General features: G+C 73.6%; 17 protein-coding genes and 1 pseudogene. 5 read left to right on the top strand and 13 right to left on the bottom strand.

What is annotated here, in order from left to right:
- Positions 1–39: 39 nt before the first annotated feature.
- Together ACFWAR_RS09620 and ACFWAR_RS09615 are read left to right on the top strand one after the other, a co-directional pair.
- On the top strand, positions 40–2,520 hold the full coding sequence (locus ACFWAR_RS09620) for a PQQ-binding-like beta-propeller repeat protein (protein WP_385774864.1): 2,481 nt from the start codon (positions 40–42) through the stop codon (positions 2,518–2,520).
- A 68-nt stretch (positions 2,521–2,588) separates the two neighbouring features.
- Entirely contained in the window at positions 2,589–3,083 is a 495-nt protein-coding gene (locus ACFWAR_RS09615) for a peptidylprolyl isomerase (protein WP_385774862.1), read from the top strand.
- A gap of 109 nt (positions 3,084–3,192) precedes the next feature.
- Here the strand turns inward: ACFWAR_RS09615 and ACFWAR_RS09610 are convergent, their stop codons facing one another.
- The 8 genes and pseudogenes from ACFWAR_RS09610 to ACFWAR_RS09575 form a co-directional block, all read right to left on the bottom strand.
- Positions 3,193–3,666, bottom strand: a complete 474-nt coding sequence (locus tag ACFWAR_RS09610; protein ID WP_385774860.1) for an SUKH-3 domain-containing protein — start codon at positions 3,664–3,666, stop codon at positions 3,193–3,195.
- Positions 3,667–3,900: 234 nt separating this feature from the next.
- Entirely contained in the window at positions 3,901–4,866 is a 966-nt protein-coding gene (locus ACFWAR_RS09605; protein WP_385774858.1) for an SUKH-3 domain-containing protein, read from the bottom strand.
- On the bottom strand, positions 4,856–5,248 hold the full coding sequence (locus ACFWAR_RS09600) for a YwqJ-related putative deaminase (RefSeq protein WP_385774856.1): 393 nt from the start codon (positions 5,246–5,248) through the stop codon (positions 4,856–4,858). The genes ACFWAR_RS09605 and ACFWAR_RS09600 overlap by 11 nt, the downstream gene beginning before the upstream one ends.
- Complete coding sequence (locus ACFWAR_RS09595; protein WP_385774854.1) at positions 5,241–5,711, bottom strand: SUKH-3 domain-containing protein; 471 nt, start codon at positions 5,709–5,711, stop codon at positions 5,241–5,243. The genes ACFWAR_RS09600 and ACFWAR_RS09595 overlap by 8 nt, the downstream gene beginning before the upstream one ends.
- Positions 5,712–5,724: 13 nt before the next feature.
- Positions 5,725–6,213 carry a YwqJ-related putative deaminase gene (locus ACFWAR_RS09590; protein WP_385774973.1) on the bottom strand — a complete coding sequence of 163 codons (489 nt, stop codon included), beginning with the start codon at positions 6,211–6,213 and terminating at the stop codon, positions 5,725–5,727.
- A 141-nt stretch (positions 6,214–6,354) separates the two neighbouring features.
- A pseudogene (locus ACFWAR_RS09585) lies at positions 6,355–7,461 on the bottom strand (type IV secretion protein Rhs); the annotation flags it as partial.
- A gap of 230 nt (positions 7,462–7,691) precedes the next feature.
- Positions 7,692–7,964 carry a hypothetical protein gene (locus ACFWAR_RS09580; RefSeq protein ID WP_385774852.1) on the bottom strand — a complete coding sequence of 91 codons (273 nt, stop codon included), beginning with the start codon at positions 7,962–7,964 and terminating at the stop codon, positions 7,692–7,694.
- Positions 7,965–7,995: 31 nt separating this feature from the next.
- Positions 7,996–8,514: a hypothetical protein gene (locus tag ACFWAR_RS09575; protein ID WP_385774850.1), complete on the bottom strand. Its 519-nt coding sequence runs from the start codon at positions 8,512–8,514 to the stop codon at positions 7,996–7,998.
- Between the two features lie 153 nt (positions 8,515–8,667).
- Here ACFWAR_RS09575 and ACFWAR_RS09570 point away from each other — a divergent pair, with 153 nt between their 5' ends.
- Complete coding sequence (locus ACFWAR_RS09570) at positions 8,668–9,153, top strand: hypothetical protein (protein ID WP_385774848.1); 486 nt, start codon at positions 8,668–8,670, stop codon at positions 9,151–9,153.
- A 23-nt stretch (positions 9,154–9,176) separates the two neighbouring features.
- Here ACFWAR_RS09570 and ACFWAR_RS09565 read toward each other — a convergent pair whose 3' ends face one another.
- From ACFWAR_RS09565 to ACFWAR_RS09555, 3 genes are all read right to left on the bottom strand, one after another.
- The gene (locus tag ACFWAR_RS09565) at positions 9,177–9,953 is read right to left on the bottom strand and encodes an enoyl-CoA hydratase/isomerase family protein (RefSeq protein ID WP_385774846.1); all 777 of its coding nucleotides are present in this window, start codon (positions 9,951–9,953) and stop codon (positions 9,177–9,179) included.
- Positions 9,950–10,381 (bottom strand): Zn-ribbon domain-containing OB-fold protein, encoded by a 432-nt coding sequence (locus ACFWAR_RS09560; RefSeq protein ID WP_385774971.1) that lies wholly within the window; start codon positions 10,379–10,381, stop codon positions 9,950–9,952. The genes ACFWAR_RS09565 and ACFWAR_RS09560 overlap by 4 nt, the downstream gene beginning before the upstream one ends.
- A 130-nt stretch (positions 10,382–10,511) precedes the next feature.
- Positions 10,512–11,663 (bottom strand): lipid-transfer protein, encoded by a 1,152-nt coding sequence (locus ACFWAR_RS09555; protein WP_354381799.1) that lies wholly within the window; start codon positions 11,661–11,663, stop codon positions 10,512–10,514.
- Positions 11,664–11,848: 185 nt separating this feature from the next.
- Between ACFWAR_RS09555 and ACFWAR_RS09550 the strand changes: the two genes are divergently transcribed.
- Positions 11,849–13,450, top strand: coding sequence for a FadD3 family acyl-CoA ligase (locus ACFWAR_RS09550; protein WP_385774969.1), 1,602 nt, complete (start codon positions 11,849–11,851; stop codon positions 13,448–13,450).
- 52 nt (positions 13,451–13,502) lie between these two features.
- On the opposite strand, the gene ACFWAR_RS09545 is transcribed toward ACFWAR_RS09550, so the two are convergent.
- A complete protein-coding gene (locus ACFWAR_RS09545; protein WP_385774844.1) occupies positions 13,503–14,264 on the bottom strand; it encodes a class I SAM-dependent methyltransferase in 762 nt (253 codons plus the stop codon).
- 116 nt (positions 14,265–14,380) lie between these two features.
- Between ACFWAR_RS09545 and ACFWAR_RS09540 the strand changes: the two genes are divergently transcribed.
- Positions 14,381–15,181, top strand: a complete 801-nt coding sequence (locus ACFWAR_RS09540) for an IclR family transcriptional regulator (protein ID WP_385774842.1) — start codon at positions 14,381–14,383, stop codon at positions 15,179–15,181.
- A gap of 229 nt (positions 15,182–15,410) precedes the next feature.
- Here ACFWAR_RS09540 and ACFWAR_RS09535 read toward each other — a convergent pair whose 3' ends face one another.
- Positions 15,411–15,662, bottom strand: a complete 252-nt coding sequence (locus ACFWAR_RS09535; RefSeq protein ID WP_354381806.1) for a hypothetical protein — start codon at positions 15,660–15,662, stop codon at positions 15,411–15,413.
- Positions 15,663–15,729 lie beyond the last annotated feature (67 nt).

Genomic DNA, 15,729 nt, shown 5'->3' with positions numbered 1-15,729 from the left:
ACGGGCCGTCGCAGGTCCGTACGGGGAGGTGTGAGGCGAGTGGTGGAACAGCTGACGCAGCACGACCCGAGACGGATCGGCCCCTTCGAGGTGCTGGGACGGCTCGGCGCCGGCGGCATGGGGCTGGTCTATCTCGCACGGTCGGCGTCCGGACGACGGGTCGCGATCAAGACCGTGCGCACCGAACTCGCCGAGGACCAGCTCTTCCGGGTGCGCTTCACGCGCGAGGTCGAGGCCGCGCGCGCCGTGTCCGGCTTCTACACCGCCGCCGTGGTCGACGCGGACCCGCGCGCCGCCGTCCCGTGGCTGGCCACCGCCTACGTGCCGGCGCCCTCCCTGGAGGAGATCGTCAACGAGTGCGGGCCGATGCCCGCCCAGGCCGTCCGCTGGCTGGCCGCCGGGATCGCCGAGGCGCTCCAGTCCATCCACGGGGCCGGCCTGGTCCACCGCGACCTGAAGCCGTCCAACGTGCTGGTCGTCGAGGACGGGCCGCGCGTGATCGACTTCGGCATCGCCAGCGGGGTCTCCAACACCCGTCTGACCATGACGAACGTCGCCGTCGGCACGCCCGCCTACATGTCGCCCGAGCAGGCCAAGGACTCGCGCAGCGTCAAGGGCGCCAGCGACGTCTTCTCGCTCGGCTCCACCCTGGTCTTCGCCGCCACCGGACACCCGCCCTACCACGGGGCCAATCCGGTCGAGACGGTCTTCATGCTGCTGCGCGAGGGACCGAACCTGGACGGGCTGCCGGACGAGCTGCGGCCGCTGATCGACTCGTGCATGCAGATGGACGCGCTGAACCGGCCGACCCCGGCCGACCTCCAGGCCCAGCTCGCCCCGCACCTCTTCGCCGTGGGCGAGGTCGGCGACGACAGCGGTACGGCCTCGGCCTGGCTGCCCCCGCGGGCCGTCGCGATGATCGAGACCCGGCGCGCGGTGGGCCACCGTACGCCCGGATCCGGTGCGGCGGCCCGCGGCGGCGCGGCCGGTGGACCCGGTCCCGGTCCCGGCGCGGGCGGCCGCGAATCCGCGGGCCGCGGCGCCGGTACCCACCAGCGCCGGACCACCCCGCCGCGCGGCTCCGACCCCTGGGCCGACCCGCGCACCGGGCAGGCCCCGCCGCCGCGCCCGGAGCACCCGCCGATGGCTCCGCTGCCGGGCGAGCCGGTGCGGCTCGGCGGTTCGCCGGTGCCGATCGGTCCCGGGCCGCGGGTGGCCGTGGCCGCGCTGGCGGCGGCCCCCGCGGGCGCCGACTCGGCCACGGGGTGGGTCCGCCCGCCCGGCGGCTCCGCGACCCCCTCCGGCGGGTCCGTCCCGCCCTCCCGGGTCTCCCCGGGCGCGCTCCCGGACACCGCCGGGGTGCCGCGCCCCGGCCCGGCGCCGGACAGCGGCCGCTGGCGGCCGTGGCGCTTCCGCATGTCCAACGAGGTCTGGGGCACCCCGACCGTCGCGGGCGAGCTGCTGTACGTCTCCTCCTTCGAGGTGCACGCCCTGGACGTGGCCAGCGGCCGCCGCCAGTTCAAGACCCGGGACGTCGCCTGGTCCATGGCCGTCTCCGACGGTCGCATCCACGCCTCGGACGGTCCCTCGCTCTACGCGCTGGACTCCGTCGACGGCTCCGAACGCTGGCGCCTGTCCACCGACGCCTGGGTGTACGCGCTGCGCGCCGACCGCGGCACGGTGGTCACCGCGACGCGCGGGGGCGGCGTACAGGCCTGGGAGGCCGCCAACGGCCAGAAGCTGTGGGAGCTGACCGGGGCCCAGAGCGACTTCGAGACCCCGGAGGGCGCTCCGGCGCTGCACGACGGCACGGTGTACGTCTGGCAGGACGCCCGGCTGCGCGCGCTGGACGCCCGTACGGGCCGCGAGTCCTGGTCGTACCCGATCGGTGACGCGGCCTCCTGCGGGAACGTCCCCGTGCGGGTCGCTCCGGCGGCCGACGGCAACGTGTACGTCGCGGCCGGCTCGCGGGTGCTGTCGGTGGACCGGGCCTCGGGCCGGGTCCGCTGGCACTTCGAGGCCCCCGCGGTCTTCATGGCCCCGCCCGCCTTCGCGCCGGGCCCGGCGGTGACGGGCGGCGGCGTGTACCTGGTGGACTACCTGGGCACCGTGTACGCGCTCGACGCCACCACCGGCGCGGACCGCTGGCGGATCGCCACCGAGCCGCGCCAGTCCCCGGACCCGGTGATCGTCGCGCACGGCAACGTCCACCTGGGCGCGGGCAGCGCGCTCTACACCCTGGACGCGGTCACCGGCACCCCGAAGTGGCGCTTCGCCGCGGGCGGCGAGATCACCGGGTCCCCGGCGGTCGCCGACGGCCGGGTGCACTTCGGCTCCGCGGACCACTGCCTGTACACGCTGGACGCGGCGGGCGGCCAGCTCCGCTGGAAGCTGGCCACCGGCGGGGAGATCACCGGCTCGCCGGTGGCGGAGGCGGGGGTGGTGTACGCGTGCAGCAAGGACCGCTGCGTGTACGCCCTGGACGCGGCGAAGGGGACGGGCACGCGCACGGGCGCCTGACCTGCACGGGTGAGGCACTGCGGCCCCGCCGGGTCGCGCACGGCACCGGGAGTGACAGGATGGACCCCATGAGCAACGTTTACTTCGACATCAACATCAACGGCGAGGCCGCTGGCCGCATCGTCTTCAACCTCTTCGACGAGGTCGTCCCGAAGACCGCCACGAACTTCCGCGAGCTGGCCACGGGCGTGCACGGCTACGGCTACGCGGGCTCGGGCTTCCACCGCGTCATCCCGCAGTTCATGCTGCAGGGCGGTGACTTCACCAACCACAACGGCACCGGTGGCAAGAGCATCTACGGCGAGAAGTTCGAGGACGAGAACTTCAAGCTGAAGCACGACCGCCCGTTCCTGCTGTCGATGGCGAACGCCGGCCGCAACACCAACGGCTCGCAGTTCTTCATCACGACCGTCGTCACCCCGTGGCTCGACGGCAAGCACGTCGTCTTCGGCGAGGTCGTCGAGGGTTCGGACCTGGTCGAGAAGATCGAGGCCCTGGGCTCCCAGTCCGGCGCCACCCGCGCCAAGATCGAGATCGCCGCTTCCGGCGTCGTCGAGAAGTAGTCAGTCCCCCGGAGGCCCCAGGCCCCCAGGCACGCCGGCCCCGCCCCCACCAGGGGGCGGGGCCGCCGCCGTATCGGGGCCGGGCCGCCGCCGGCGGCCCGTGCCGGGGTCAGGCGGAGAATTCCTCCGCGTCCCGCATGGGGGCGTTCCCCAGGCTGATGAAGGCCTCGGCCCGGTCGGCCCCCATGTAGTAGTTGCCCGTCTCGTGCACGCAGAAGAACCGTCCGCGCCCGTCCATCAGGACGGAGGACCCCTCGGACGTGTCGTAGCCGATGGGGAACAGTTCGACGCCGAGGAGGTCGGCGAGTGCGCGTACGTCGGCGGGATCGCCGGGCCACGTCTTCGCGGGCTCGAAGACGATCGAGTCGCCCCTGCGCGGGCAGATGACGAGGCGGAGCAGGCCGTGCTCCCGGAGGAAGGCGGTGGCCGGCTCCAGGGGGCACAGGTCGACGCCCTCGGCGCGGTATTCGGCGATCACCTCCGCGACCAGGTCGTCGGCCCGCCTTCCGATGTTCCGGCCGGGGAACCAGCCGTACCGGAGGAACCAGGCCTCGACGTCCTCAGGGGTCTTCAGTCTCGGCACGGCCGGCCCGCGCGGTGGTCGTGGCGGCTGACGGATTCCCGTACCGCGACCCGGGGCAGCGGCGAAGACCCCCGCCCGGCGCCGTCCCCGACGCGGGCGGCGGCGAGCCGGTCGGCCTCGGCCGTGCGGCGCGGAACCGGGTTCCGGCCGTGGCCGCGGAGCCGGGCCCCCGCCTCTCGCGGCGGCGCGGGCGGTCTCATGAGCACCGGCACGACTGGGTGCGGGTGGGGCCCGTCAGACAAAGTGGTCCTCCGCGTCCGCCGACGGCCCGCGCGGCGACCCGCCCTGCGCGCCGATCTGGCGGTCGAAGGCGGTGGCGCAGGCCGTGAAGAGGGCTGCCGGGCGTCCGATGGTGGCGCCCGGGCCCGCCGTCAGGGTCAGGCGCGGCGCCGGGGTGCCCGCCGTGCCCACGGTGACGGCGCACTCCAGCTGCCCGGGGGTCGGGGCGGCCGGTACGGAGAACGTCAGCTCGGCGCCCTGCGGGCGGAGGCCCGCGGCTTCCACGGCGGTCGCCACGGCTGCGGCCAGCGGATCGGCGCTGTCCTGGAGCGGGCCGGGGTGCAGGGGGAACGCCCGGTCGACCGCGAGTACGCCGACCCCGCGCAGGGTGGTGGCGCGCAGGCGGACCTCGCGCGCGGCGAAGGCGGCGTGCGCGTGCAGGACGTACACGGCGACCAGAGCGGCCCGCGCGGCGACACGGACCGGATCCGCGGCGTCGCCGTAGGCGCGGGCGTCGAGGTGCCACTCGCGGCGCCTGGCGGTCAGCCGTACGGGCGCGCGGCCCTCGGCCAGGGCGGTGAGCCCGTCGCGCACGGTCTCCCCGAGCAGCCGGGCGCCGCCGTGGTCCACGCAGAACAGTCGGCCCAGCTCGTCGACGCCGAGGAGGCCGTCGGCGTCGGTGCGCCCAAAGGGGAAGACGCGGAGGCCGACGGCCTGCGCGATCCGGCGCAGCGGCGCCGCGCCGTACCGGGCTTCCCCCGGGTCGACGAGGCATCCGGTGGGCGCGACGTCGACGCCCGGGCCGGTGGCCGCGATCCGGAGCCCGTGGAACTCGCGCAGCGCGCTCTCTGCCGCCGGGAACAGCTCCCACGGGCCGAGCGGGGCGGTGGCGAGGACGGCCAGCATCGCGGCCTGGCCGGCATCCCGGCCGGGTCGCCAGCCGGCGGCGGTCAGGGGCGCGGGAGCGGTGTCACCGGTCATGGATGATGTGGACGCCGAGGTGGTCGAGCAGCGCGGAACAGGAGCGGCAGACCTCGGCCTCCGTGCCGTGCTCGGGGTCGCCGTGGGGGCGGATCTTCCGGGCGACGATCGCGGCGCCGGCGAAGTGCGCCAGCGCCTCGTCGAGGGTGCCGGTGCGGCCGTCGGCGCGCTCGGCGTCGAGTGCGTACAACTGGTCCGACACCAGGGCCGATTCGGCGCAGTACCCGATGAACGGCTCGCGCTGCGCGGCCGGGAGCGCGTCGAAGAACCCCTGCACGGCGGGGTGCAGCTGCGGTTCGCCGTCGCCGCTGAGGTTGGTGTGGCTGACCACGGCCCCCCGCACGAGCAGCGAGGCGGCCACGCCGGGAATTCCGTCAGACAAAATAATCCTCCGCGTCCTGCAGCGGTCCGCGCAGCAGGCAGCTGACCGCCTCGTACTTGTCGTTTCCGGCGAAATAGCTTCCCGTGTGGTGCAGCAGGAAGAAGCGGTCCCTCTCGTCGACGAGGAGCATCGACCCGTCGAACGTCTCGTAGCCGACGGGGAACACCTTCACGCCCAGATTGCCGGCGAATTCGGCAACGTCCTCGCCGCTCTCCTCGTAGATCCAGTGCGGGGCGAGGACCAGTGTCGCCGTCGGTTCGCCCGGGATGGTGAGCTTGAGCAGGCCGTACTCCCTGAGGAATGCCACCGCCGTCGGGATCGGCTCCAGGGGAAATCCCTCGGCCGCGTACTTCTCGGTGACGACGCGCAGCAAAGCGGGCACCTCGTCGCCGATGTCCCGCCCCGGGTGCCAACCCACCTCGGTCAGCGCCGCCTCGACCTCGGCGGGTGTCAGTCTTGCCACTCCATCCTCCTGTTCAGTGGTGCGCGGTCACTCCGGCGAGGGGCAGCACTCTGCTGCAGGACCTGCAGGGCGGTTTGTAGTCCCCATGGAACAATTGCCCCTCCCCGGGGCGCAAGTCGCCGATCTGCAAGGAATAGACGAGTGAGCCGCGCATCGCTTCCTGGACCTGGGCGGGCGTGGTGATCTTCGTTCCCGTGGGATCGATCTGGTGCAGGCGGTCGGATATCAGCGAGATCTCCGCGCACTTGCCGTGACCCGTTCCCGTCGGTTGGTTCTCGGCGGTCAGGTCCCGTTCCACCTGGTCCAGGATCCCTTGCATCGCGGGGTGCGGATGCGTCGTCGAACCGCCGGTGGCGGTGCTGCTCGAATGCACCGTGAGCACGCCGTCGTGCAGGAGCGATCCGGCGCAGGCGGTCTTGAGCCGGTGCTTTCCGTCCGGATACGGGTTCGACTGCGGCTGGTTCTGCGCGTCGTCGGCGAGCCTCCTGGCCTCGTCGACCATGAGCCTGCGCTGGTCGGCCTCGGGCAGGTGGTCCACCTCCAGGACGTCCCGCCGGTGGTGCTTCATCTTTCCACTGGTCCGGCCGTGCCACGGGGGCTGCGGTTCCATCCGGCGGCCCTTGGGGCCGTCCTCGGAGGGCGGGCCGCCGTTGCCGCCGGTGGGGGGTTTGCCGCCGCCGTGGTCGTCGCGGCCGCCGCCGCCCTTGCCCTCGTGGACGCGGTCGCCCTTCTGGCGGTTGATGCGGTCGCGGATGGCGTCGTCGTTGTTCTTGTGGTCCGTGGAGATCTGTTTGACGGCCTTGGGGAGGGTCTGGCCGACGTGGTCGCCCATCGACTTGGTCGCCTTGGTGAGGGCGGTCATGGCCTTGTCGGCGATGGGGTCTATGGCCCGGGCGATGGAGTCGCGGCCGCGGGTGCGGCCGTGGTGGGACTTGGCCTTGGTGAGCTTGGTGGTGGTCTTGCCGTGGATGCTGGTGCTGACGGTGTTCAGTTGGCTGCCGGCGCGGTCGTGTTCGGCGTGGTCGATCTGGAGGTCGACCAGGCCCGTGCCGCCGCCCGCGCCGCCGCCGCCCGCGGAGGCGAGGTGCATGGCTTCCTTGCCGCCCTGGACCCCGCTGTCGAAGCCGTCCTGGCCGGCCTTCTTCGTCTGGCCGAGGTCGACGCCGTCCTGGAGGCCGATGGCCATGGCGCCGAGCTGCACGACCAGGTCGGCCGCCATCTCCTCCAGCGCCGAGACGGCGGGTTCCGTGAGCGCCGAGACGATGTAGCCGACGGCCTCCTCCACGCACTCCTTGATCAGGCGCTTGACGACCTCCTGGGTCGCGCGCATGGCGCCCGCGCCGATCAGGGCGGAGAGGCCGCCGGTGACGGGGATCAGCGAGATCGCGATCCCGGCTTCGGCGGCGAGGTAGCCGAGCTGGACGAGGGCGGCGAGCTTCATGCCCTCGACCGCCCCGGCGGCCATGTCCATCGCTCCGCCGATGGTGCGGGCGGCCCCGGCGATGTCCTTGAAGTGCTTGCCCTTGACGGTGTTCCAGTGGGCGTTGAGCGCCTCGATGGACTCGCCCTTGCCGGAGGACAGCAGCCGCTCGAAGTGGTTGTTGGCGAGCTGCCCGTCGTCCTCGAGGTCCTCCGCGAACTCCCGCAGCGCGTCCGCCATGTCGCGGTAGGCGTCCTCGTCGACATTGGGCCAGGCCACGCCGATGAGGTCCAGCAGCGTGTCCGCCCAGTCCGGCACGGTGACCGACATACCTCTCACTCCCCCCGTTGGCACGAACGTTCGCAGCGTGCGTGTGCGAATCAGGATGCCATGCGGGCCCGACAGGGAGTCACGGAGTGCCGGTCCGCGCCCAGTTGGCGGTGGGCGGTCACTCCCCGGCGGTGTCGAGGAGGATCCGCGCCAGTTCGAGGGGCCGGGAGGTCACCGCGCGGCAGTGCCAGCTCGGCGGCCTCGGTCAGGGTCGCGCCCGGGTGCGGCGTCTAGCCGTGAACGATCCGTGCGATCTGCTCCTCGGTGAGGCCGTGGCCCTCGAAGTGGGTCGCGGGCGCGATCGGCCAGAATCCCCCGTTCTCGGCGATCGATGCCCTCATCGCCGCACCGCCGTACGGCCAGGAGGCGATGAACGGTTCCCCATCGGCCGGAATGCTGGAGTCGACGAAGACCACGCGCGCCAGGCGCGCCCACGACCCCAGCCTCGCACCTGCAACCAGCACATAGTTCGCGATGGCCGCACCACAGCCAAGCGACCCCACGGCCGCTCCGGAAATTCTTCCGTCGCACGCCCTAGGTGCGGTCCGGGGGCGGGGGCCAAGCGGTGTTCGTCGGGGCGACCGGGGGGAGGTCGAGGGGTTCGTAGGGGGCCGGGGCGCGGGTTCTGCGGCGGGGGCGGCCGCGCATGACGGCCGTGGCCAGGATCAGGAGGGCGCCGCCGCCGAAGGCGTTCGCGACGCCCACGCCGAGGCCCGTGCCCTCACCGCCGACCGAGAGGCTGCCCACGGCCTGGCCCTGGCGGACCATCCACAGCACGGTGATGCCGATGACCACGAGCGCGGCGAGGCCCATGAGGACGCGCGAGCGCAGGACGACCGCGGCGAGAGTGATCAGGGCCGCGACGAGGAAGGCCAGCAGGATCGACGTCATGGCGCCGGACGTGGCGGTGGGGTCGATGCCGGAGCCGGAGAAGAGGTCGCTCAGGCGGTAGTCGCGCCCGTGCCGCCCGTCGTACCAGGCGCGGAAGGGGCTCCACACGGCCGCCGCCGCTCCGATGAGGCCCAGCAGGGAACCGATTGCGTTGCGGATCAATGCCCGGCCTCCGGGGAGTGGGGTGGGTCCTGATCCCCGACGCTACGTCGGGGCCGCCCGGCCCGCATGCCGGGACGCCGCCGTACGGCCCCGTATGCGGCACGTAAGTGCCTGGTAGCGTGACGCGCCGTCGTCCGGGGGAGGGAACGCGCCGTGTTGGCACGTCGTATGAGGTTCGGGGTCGTCGTGGTCGCCGTGGTGTGCGCGCTGACCGGGTTTTCGAGCGGGAAGCACAAGAGCAGCGGCGGGAGCGGGTGTTCCAGCTCGAAGTCCGGCCACCGCACCAGCACCTCCGGCGGTACCGGCGGCGGGTCCAGCAGCAGTGGCGGCTCGGGTTCGAACGGCACGGCGTCGCCCACGCCCAAGCCCAGCAAGTCCGGCCCGCCCGCCCACGCCGTCGTCGTCAGCTGCGCGGGGCCCGCCTCGGCCACGGCCACCGTCCGGGTGACCTCCGACGTCGACGTGACCCGTACGGTCACCGTCCCGGTGCTCAGCAGCGCCGAGGGCGTGAGCGGCGACGACTACGGCTCCGCCACCGTCACGCTCAAGGCGCGCGAGACCCGGACCGTCACCGTGCCGATGCGCACCCCCGGCGACGCGGCGAAGGTCCGCACCTGCCGGATCGGCACCGTCTCGTAACCGGGGCCCCACGGGCCCGGGATTCAGCGGACGCGGAAGTCCGTGGAGCGCGGGCGGGCGCCGAAGAGCTCGGCCTGCCGCTCCGGCGGCAGGTTGCCGAGCGCGATCAGATGGGGCGCCTGGGCCAGGGCCTGGGCCCGCGCGGCCTCCTTCGCCGCCCACAGCGCCCGTACCGTCCCCTGCACGGCCCCGGTCGGGAAGCCCGCCAGGGTCCGCGCGGAGCGCTCCGCCGCCGCCAGCAGCTCCGCGGGCTCCGCCAGCTCGGAGACCAGCCCGATCTCGTACGCGCGCTGCGCGGAGAGCCGTTCGGCCGTGCCCATCAGGGACATCCGGGCGACCTCCCCGAAGGGCATCCGCTGCGCCATGTAGATCGCCTCGTAGGCGCTGACCATGCCGTAGGCGGTGTGCGGGTCGAAGTACGTCGCGCTGGTCGAGGAGACGATGAACTCCGCCTCGCCCAGCAGGTAGAAGGCGCCGCCGCAGGCCATCCCGTTGACCGCCGCGACCACCGGCTTCCACAGGTCGTTGGCCTTGGGCCCGATCGCGATCATCGGGTCGTCGATGGAGTACGGGGACGCGGGCTGCGCCACCTCCACCGAGCGGTCGATGCCCGTACAGAAGGCGGCGTGCCCGGCGCCGGTCACCACCACCGCGCGCACGCCCTCGTCGAAGCGGAACTCCCGCCACAGGGCGGACAGTTCGGCGGCCGTATCCAGATCGACCGCGTTGTGCCGGTCCGGCCGGTCGAGGGTGACGACCGCGACGCCGGTCTTCTCGTCCCGCTCGACCCGTACGCTCACGACTTCTCCAGCAGCCAGCGCGGCACGCTCACGCCGTCCTGCACGGTGAACGCCACGTGGACCCTCGCCCCGATCCGCAGCCGCGCCGGGTCCAGGGAGTCCAGCGGGGCGTCGGGGGTCGTGACCAGGTTCCCGGCGAGCCGGATGCGGGGGTCCTCGGCCAGCCCGACCAGGATCACGTTGTACGGGGCCTGCGCGGCGTAGGCGGGCAGCAGCGGCGGATGGGGCCGGACGAAGGACCACACCCGGCCCCGGCCGCTCATCAGCCGCCACTCGCTCTCGAAGGACTGGCAGTGCGGGCAGCACGGGCGCGGCGGGAAGCGCAGCTCGCCGCAGCCGGGCGCGGCGCAGGCCTGGATGCGCAGCTCGCCCCGGGCGGCGTACTCCCAGAAGGGCGCGCCGTCCTCGTCGGGGACGGGCAGCAGCAGCCCCTCGGCGGCCGGGTCGGCGGCCGGGTCGGGGGCCGTGTCCGTGGTCGAGTTCGCGGTCGATTCCGTGGTCGAGTTCGTGCCCGGGGAGGGGGAAGCGTCCGCGGCGGCGGTGGTGGTCATGGGGCGGTCAGCTCCTCAGCAGGATCGCGGACGTCGGGACTCCCTCGCCCGCCGTCACCAGGCAGGTCGCGGCGTCCGGCACCTGGGCGGTGGAGATCCCGCGCAGTTGCTTGACGCCCTCGTTGATCAGGTTGAAGCCGTGGACGTAGGCCTCGCTGAGTCCGCCGCCACCGGTGTTGATGGGCAGGCGCCCGCCGATCTCCAGCGCCCCGCCCTCCGTGTAGGCGGCGCCCTCGCCGCGCTCGCAGAAGCCGTAGCCCTCCAGGGAGAGCGGGATGAGGGGGGTGAAGGCGTCGTAGATCTGCGCGACGTCCACGTCCTGGGGCCCGAAGTCGGCCTGCTTCCACAGGTGTCGGGCCGCCGTCCAGGCGGGGCCGGTCAGCGGGTCGTCGTTCCAGTAGTTGACCATCCCGTGGTGCTGGGCGGGCAGGCCCTGGGCCACGGAGTGGACGTAGACGGGCTTCTGGCGGCAGTCCCTGGCGCGTTCGGCGGAGACGATCACGCAGGCCAACGCCCCGTCGGTTTCGAGGCAGTTGTCGAAGAGGCAGAGCGGCTCGCTGATCATCCGCGCGGTCATGTAGCTTTCGCGGGTCATCGGGCGTTCGTACATCATCGCGGCCGGGTTCTGGTTGGCGCGGTTGCGGCAGGCCAGGGCCACGTTGAAGAGGTGGTCGCGGGTGGCGCCGTACTCGTGCATGTAGCGGCGGGCCAGCATGCCGATCTCGTCGGCCGGGCGCAGCAGGCCGAAGGGGCGGGTCCACTGGCCCGGGGTGGGCAGTTGGACGGCCGTGTTCTTCCAGGGGCGCGGGCCGGAGCCGCGCTTGCGCGAGCGCCAGGCGACGCCGACGCTCGCCTGCCCGGTGGCGACGGCGGCGGCGAGGTGGCCGACGGTGGCGCAGGAACCGCCGCCGCCGTAGCCGATCTTGGAGAAGAAGGTCACGTCGCCGGCGCCGATGGCCTTGGCGACCTCGACCTCGTCGGTCTCCTCCATCGTGTAGGAGGAGAAGGCGTCGACCTCGGAGGGGGCTATCCCCGCGTCGGCGAGTGCCGCCAAAATGGCGCGGCAGGCCAACTCCTTCTCGGTCTGCGGCAGTCGTTTGGCAAAGGGGGTCTGCCCGATGCCGACTATCGCCGTAGCGTCCTTGAGCGTTGCCGCCATCGCCACCTCCGGGGTGCGTCAGTACTGACAGCCGCGAAGGGTACAGCTAATCTGACGAACAGTCAGCTACTGGTTCACGGGCGACGACGACGGGTGAGGGGCGTGCGATGGGCGAGGAAGCGGAAGAGCACCTGCGCGACGGCGGGGACGAGGGCGGTCCCGGTGGTCCGGAGCTGCCCGGCGACCTGCGCGGTGACGTGCGCTGGGGCACCATCGGCGGGCTGGTCCGCGACGCCGCCGACCGGTTCGGCGCGCGGGAGGCCGTCGTCGACGGCCGGTCCCGGATCAGCTACGCGCAGCTCGGCGAGCGGGTCGAGCGCGCCGCGGCCGCCTGCATCGCCGCCGGTCTGGAGCCGGGCGACCGGGTCGCGGTCTGGGCCCCCAACACCCTGGAGTGGATCGTCTCCGCGCTCGGCGCGGTCTCGGCGGGCGCGGTGCTCGTGCCGCTGAACACCCGCTTCAAGGGCGCGGAAGCGGCGTACGTGCTCGAGCGCAGCCGGGCCCGGATGCTCTTCGTCACCGGCACCTTCCTCGGCACCTCCTACGTCGCCTCCCTGCGCCGCGCCGCCGCCGAGGGCCCCGGTCGCGGTCCGCTGCCCGGGCTGGCCCACCTGGAGCACGTCGTGGTCCTCGCCGACGACGCCCCCGAGTCCTTCCGCACCTGGAAGGACTTCCTGGCGGGCGGCGACGCCGTCACCGCGGACACCGTGCGGGCGCGCGCCGAGGCGGTGCGCCCCGACGCCCCCTCCGACATCATCTTCACCTCGGGCACCACCGGCAGCCCCAAGGGCGCGGTCATCACGCACGCCCAGACCCTGCGCTGCTACCAGGTGTGGAGCGAGCTGGCCGGGCTGCGCGAGGGCGACCGCTACCTGATCGTGAACCCGTTCTTCCACACCTTCGGCTACAAGGCGGGCATCATCGCCTGCCTGATGCGCGGGGCAACGATGGTGCCGCAACCCGTCTTCAACGTGGACACCGTCCTCGCCAACGTCGCCGCCGAGCGGATCTCCGTCCTGCCCGGTCCGCCCACCCTGCACCAGTCGATCCTCGACCACCCCTCCCGCGACCACCACGACCTCTCCGCGCTGCGCCTGGTGGTGACCGGCGCCGCCGTGGTCCCGCTGCGGCTGGTGGAACGGCTGCGCGGCGAGCTGCGGATCGCCACGGTCCTGACGGCCTACGGGCTCTCCGAGGCCAGCGGCATCGTGACCATGTGCCGCCGCGGCGACCCGGCCGAGACCATCGCGGCCACCTCGGGTCGGCCCATCCCCGGGACCGAGGTGATGATCGTCGACGCGGAGGGCGGCGCGCGGGCCGCGGGGGAGGCGGGCGAGGTCTGGGTCCGCGGGCACCACGTCATGCGGGGGTACTTCGAGGATCCCGGGGAGACCGCGCGGGCCATCACCCCCGAGGGCTGGCTGCGCACCGGTGACGTCGGGGTGCAGGACGCGGCGGGGAACCTGCGGATCACCGACCGGATCAAGGACATGTTCATCGTGGGCGGCTTCAACGCCTATCCGGCCGAGATCGAGCAACTCATCGGCCTGCACCCGGACATAGCGGATGTGGCGGTCATCGGCGTACCGGATCCCCGGCTGGGCGAGGTCGGCCGGGCGTACGCGGTGCGCCGACCCGGCTCGACGCTGACCGCGGACGACCTGATCGCCTGGTCGCGCCGGGAGATGGCGAACTACAAGGTGCCGCGGTCGGTGGAGTTCGTGGCGGACCTGCCGCGCAACGCGAGCGGCAAGGTGCTCAAGACGGAGCTGCGCGCCCGGTCGTGAACGGGCCGGCGGTCGCGCCCGGTCGTGGGCGCCGCCGCGCCGCGGCCGGGCGTCAGGCCGCCTTGCGGGCCAGGACGAGCCGCCAGTTCGGCCTGCCGTCGCGCGGGCGGCGTCCGAAGTGCTCCAGGGGCGCCGTCTCCACGGCGAAGCCGGCCGCCGCGAGGTCGGTGCGGACCGCGCCCAGCGGGAAGGTCCGGTAGTACATGACGAAGGGCGGCCGCCACACCGCGTTGCGCACCCGCATCGCCGCGTCGAAGCCGGCGGTGACCCACCAGGCCGCCGAGCCCGGGGCCGAGGGGGCCCCGATGGGGAAGGCGAAGAGCCCGCCGGGACGCAGCGCGCCGTGCACGGCGGCGAAGAGGGCGGGCCGCTCGGCGGGCAGGAAGTGCCCGAAGGCGCCGAAGCTGACGGCCAGGTCGTAGCAGTCCGCGAAGCCCGCGGGCAGGGCGAGGACGTCGGCCCGTACGAACTCGGGCGCGTCCGGACCGCCCCGGCCGGCCTCCCCTGCCCCGCCCGGGTGGGCGAGCCGGGCGCGCTCCAGCATCCCGCCGCTGAGGTCGACCCCGGTCACCCGGTCCCGGCACAGCCGCCGCAGCATCCCGGTCCCGGCCCCGGTGCCGCAGCACAGGTCCAGCCCGGCGCCGAAGGACCCCTCGTGCCGGGCGAGGGTCTCCTCGACGGCGTCGAGCATCCGGTCGGGGGTGCGGAAGGGGGTGTGGTCGAAGGTGGGTGCGAGCAGGTCGTAACCCCGCTCGACGGAGGACAGGGCCTGTACGGCCAGCTCGCGCACGCTCGGACCCTCGGTGGTGAACACCGGCTCAGCCTAACGCCGTAGGGACCGGCATTTCGGGTCCTTCGGCCCGCCCGGGAGCCCGCGGTGCGTGTCGTAGGGTGAAACAGACGACTTTGCCAATTCTTGAGGATTTCGTGGTGAATGCCATACGGACCGGGGTGGCGGCCCCGCGGTCGGCCGACCGCGCCCCGGCGGCCGGAAGTGCGCTGGAGAAGACCCTGCGGATCATGGAGGCGCTGGCCGCTCCCGGCGGCCCGCACCGGCTCGGATCGGTGGCCGCCTCCTCGGGCGTCCCCAAGTCCAGCACCTACCGGGTCCTGGTCTCCCTGGTCGAGCAGGGCTACGCCGTCACCGACGGCGAGGGCGGCTACGGCATGGGCCTCCAGCTGCGCACGCTCGCCGCCCAGGTCGGGGCCGACCGGCCCGAGGGCATCGTGCGGCTGCTGGAATTCCTCCAGCGCAGCACCGGCCAGTCGGTCCACCTCGCCCTCTACGACGGCGGGAGCGGCCTCACCTGCGTCCGCAAGGCCGAGAGCGACCGGGCCTTCCGCACCTCGACCCGCGTCGGTACGCGGCTGCCCCTGCACGCCAGCGCCATCGGCAAGGCCGTCCTGGCCCACCTGCCCGGCGCGGAGGTCGAGGCGCTCGCGCTCGCGACCGGGCTGGCGCCGATGACCCGGCGGACCATCACCACGGTGGAGCGCCTCGCGGACGAGCTGGTCGCGGTGCGGGCCCGCGGCTACGCGCTGGACCACGAGGAGAACGAGGTCTCCGTGCGCTGCATGGCCGCCCCGGTCTTCGACCGCGACGGCGCGCCCATCGGCGGGCTGGGCCTGAGCACGGTCACCTTCCTGACCTCGGGCGAGGAGCTGGAGGCGTACGCCCCGGCCCTGCTGGAGGCGGCGCGCGGCGTGGAACGGCTGCTCCAGCGGGGCTGACCGCCACGGCTCCCCGCGAGCCACCCGTACGACGGCCCGCCCGCCCGTACGACGGCCCGCCCGCCCGTACGACGGGTACGGCCGCCCGCGCGGATCCGGGTGCGGACACACGTACGCGGCGGCCGCGATGGCTCCCCCTCCGGGCCATCGCGACCGCCGTCCCCCGTACCTTCGTCAGCCCTTACCCGTGACCCCCTGTGACGGGTGAGGACCGGACGTGTGGGCGTCCCTACGGACGCGGCCCCGACGCGTGGTTGTCCATCGTGCGGAGTTCCTCGTCGGAGGCGTGGTTGTCGAGCGGCTTGGTGTCGGCGCCCGAGGCGTGGTTGTCCAGCGGCTTCGTCTCGCCACCGGAAGCGTGGTTGTCGAGCGGATTCAGCTCGCCGTCATCGGTCAGCGGCAGCAGGCCGGGCGCGGTCGGTGCCTTGGGTACGGCCGTCACGCTCGGCACGTTCGGCAGGGCGTTCTCGTTCGTCGTCATCGCGCACTCCTGATGATGGGTCGGGCCCGTTCGGCGATTCCCCCGCGACCGCCGAACGGGTGGTCCA

Source organism: Streptomyces sp. NPDC059917, from assembly GCF_042730635.1.
GTDB lineage: Bacteria > Actinomycetota > Actinomycetes > Streptomycetales > Streptomycetaceae > Streptomyces.
Note: the sequence above shows the minus strand (reverse complement) of the source record. Positions and strands in the feature narration are given on the sequence as shown.

What these genes read in the sequence shown, in the direction of transcription:
- ACFWAR_RS09615 (WP_385774862.1), top strand. Translation starts at nt 2,589, where the DNA reads ATGAGCAACGTTTACTTCGACATCAACATCAACGGCGAGGCCGCTGGC.
- ACFWAR_RS09605 (WP_385774858.1), bottom strand. Translation starts at nt 4,866, where the DNA reads ATGACCGGTGACACCGCTCCCGCGCCCCTGACCGCCGCCGGCTGGCGA.
- ACFWAR_RS09590 (WP_385774973.1), bottom strand. Translation starts at nt 6,213, where the DNA reads ATGGTCGACGAGGCCAGGAGGCTCGCCGACGACGCGCAGAACCAGCCG.
- ACFWAR_RS09555 (WP_354381799.1), bottom strand. Translation starts at nt 11,663, where the DNA reads ATGGCGGCAACGCTCAAGGACGCTACGGCGATAGTCGGCATCGGGCAG.
- ACFWAR_RS09535 (WP_354381806.1), bottom strand. Translation starts at nt 15,662, where the DNA reads ATGACGACGAACGAGAACGCCCTGCCGAACGTGCCGAGCGTGACGGCC.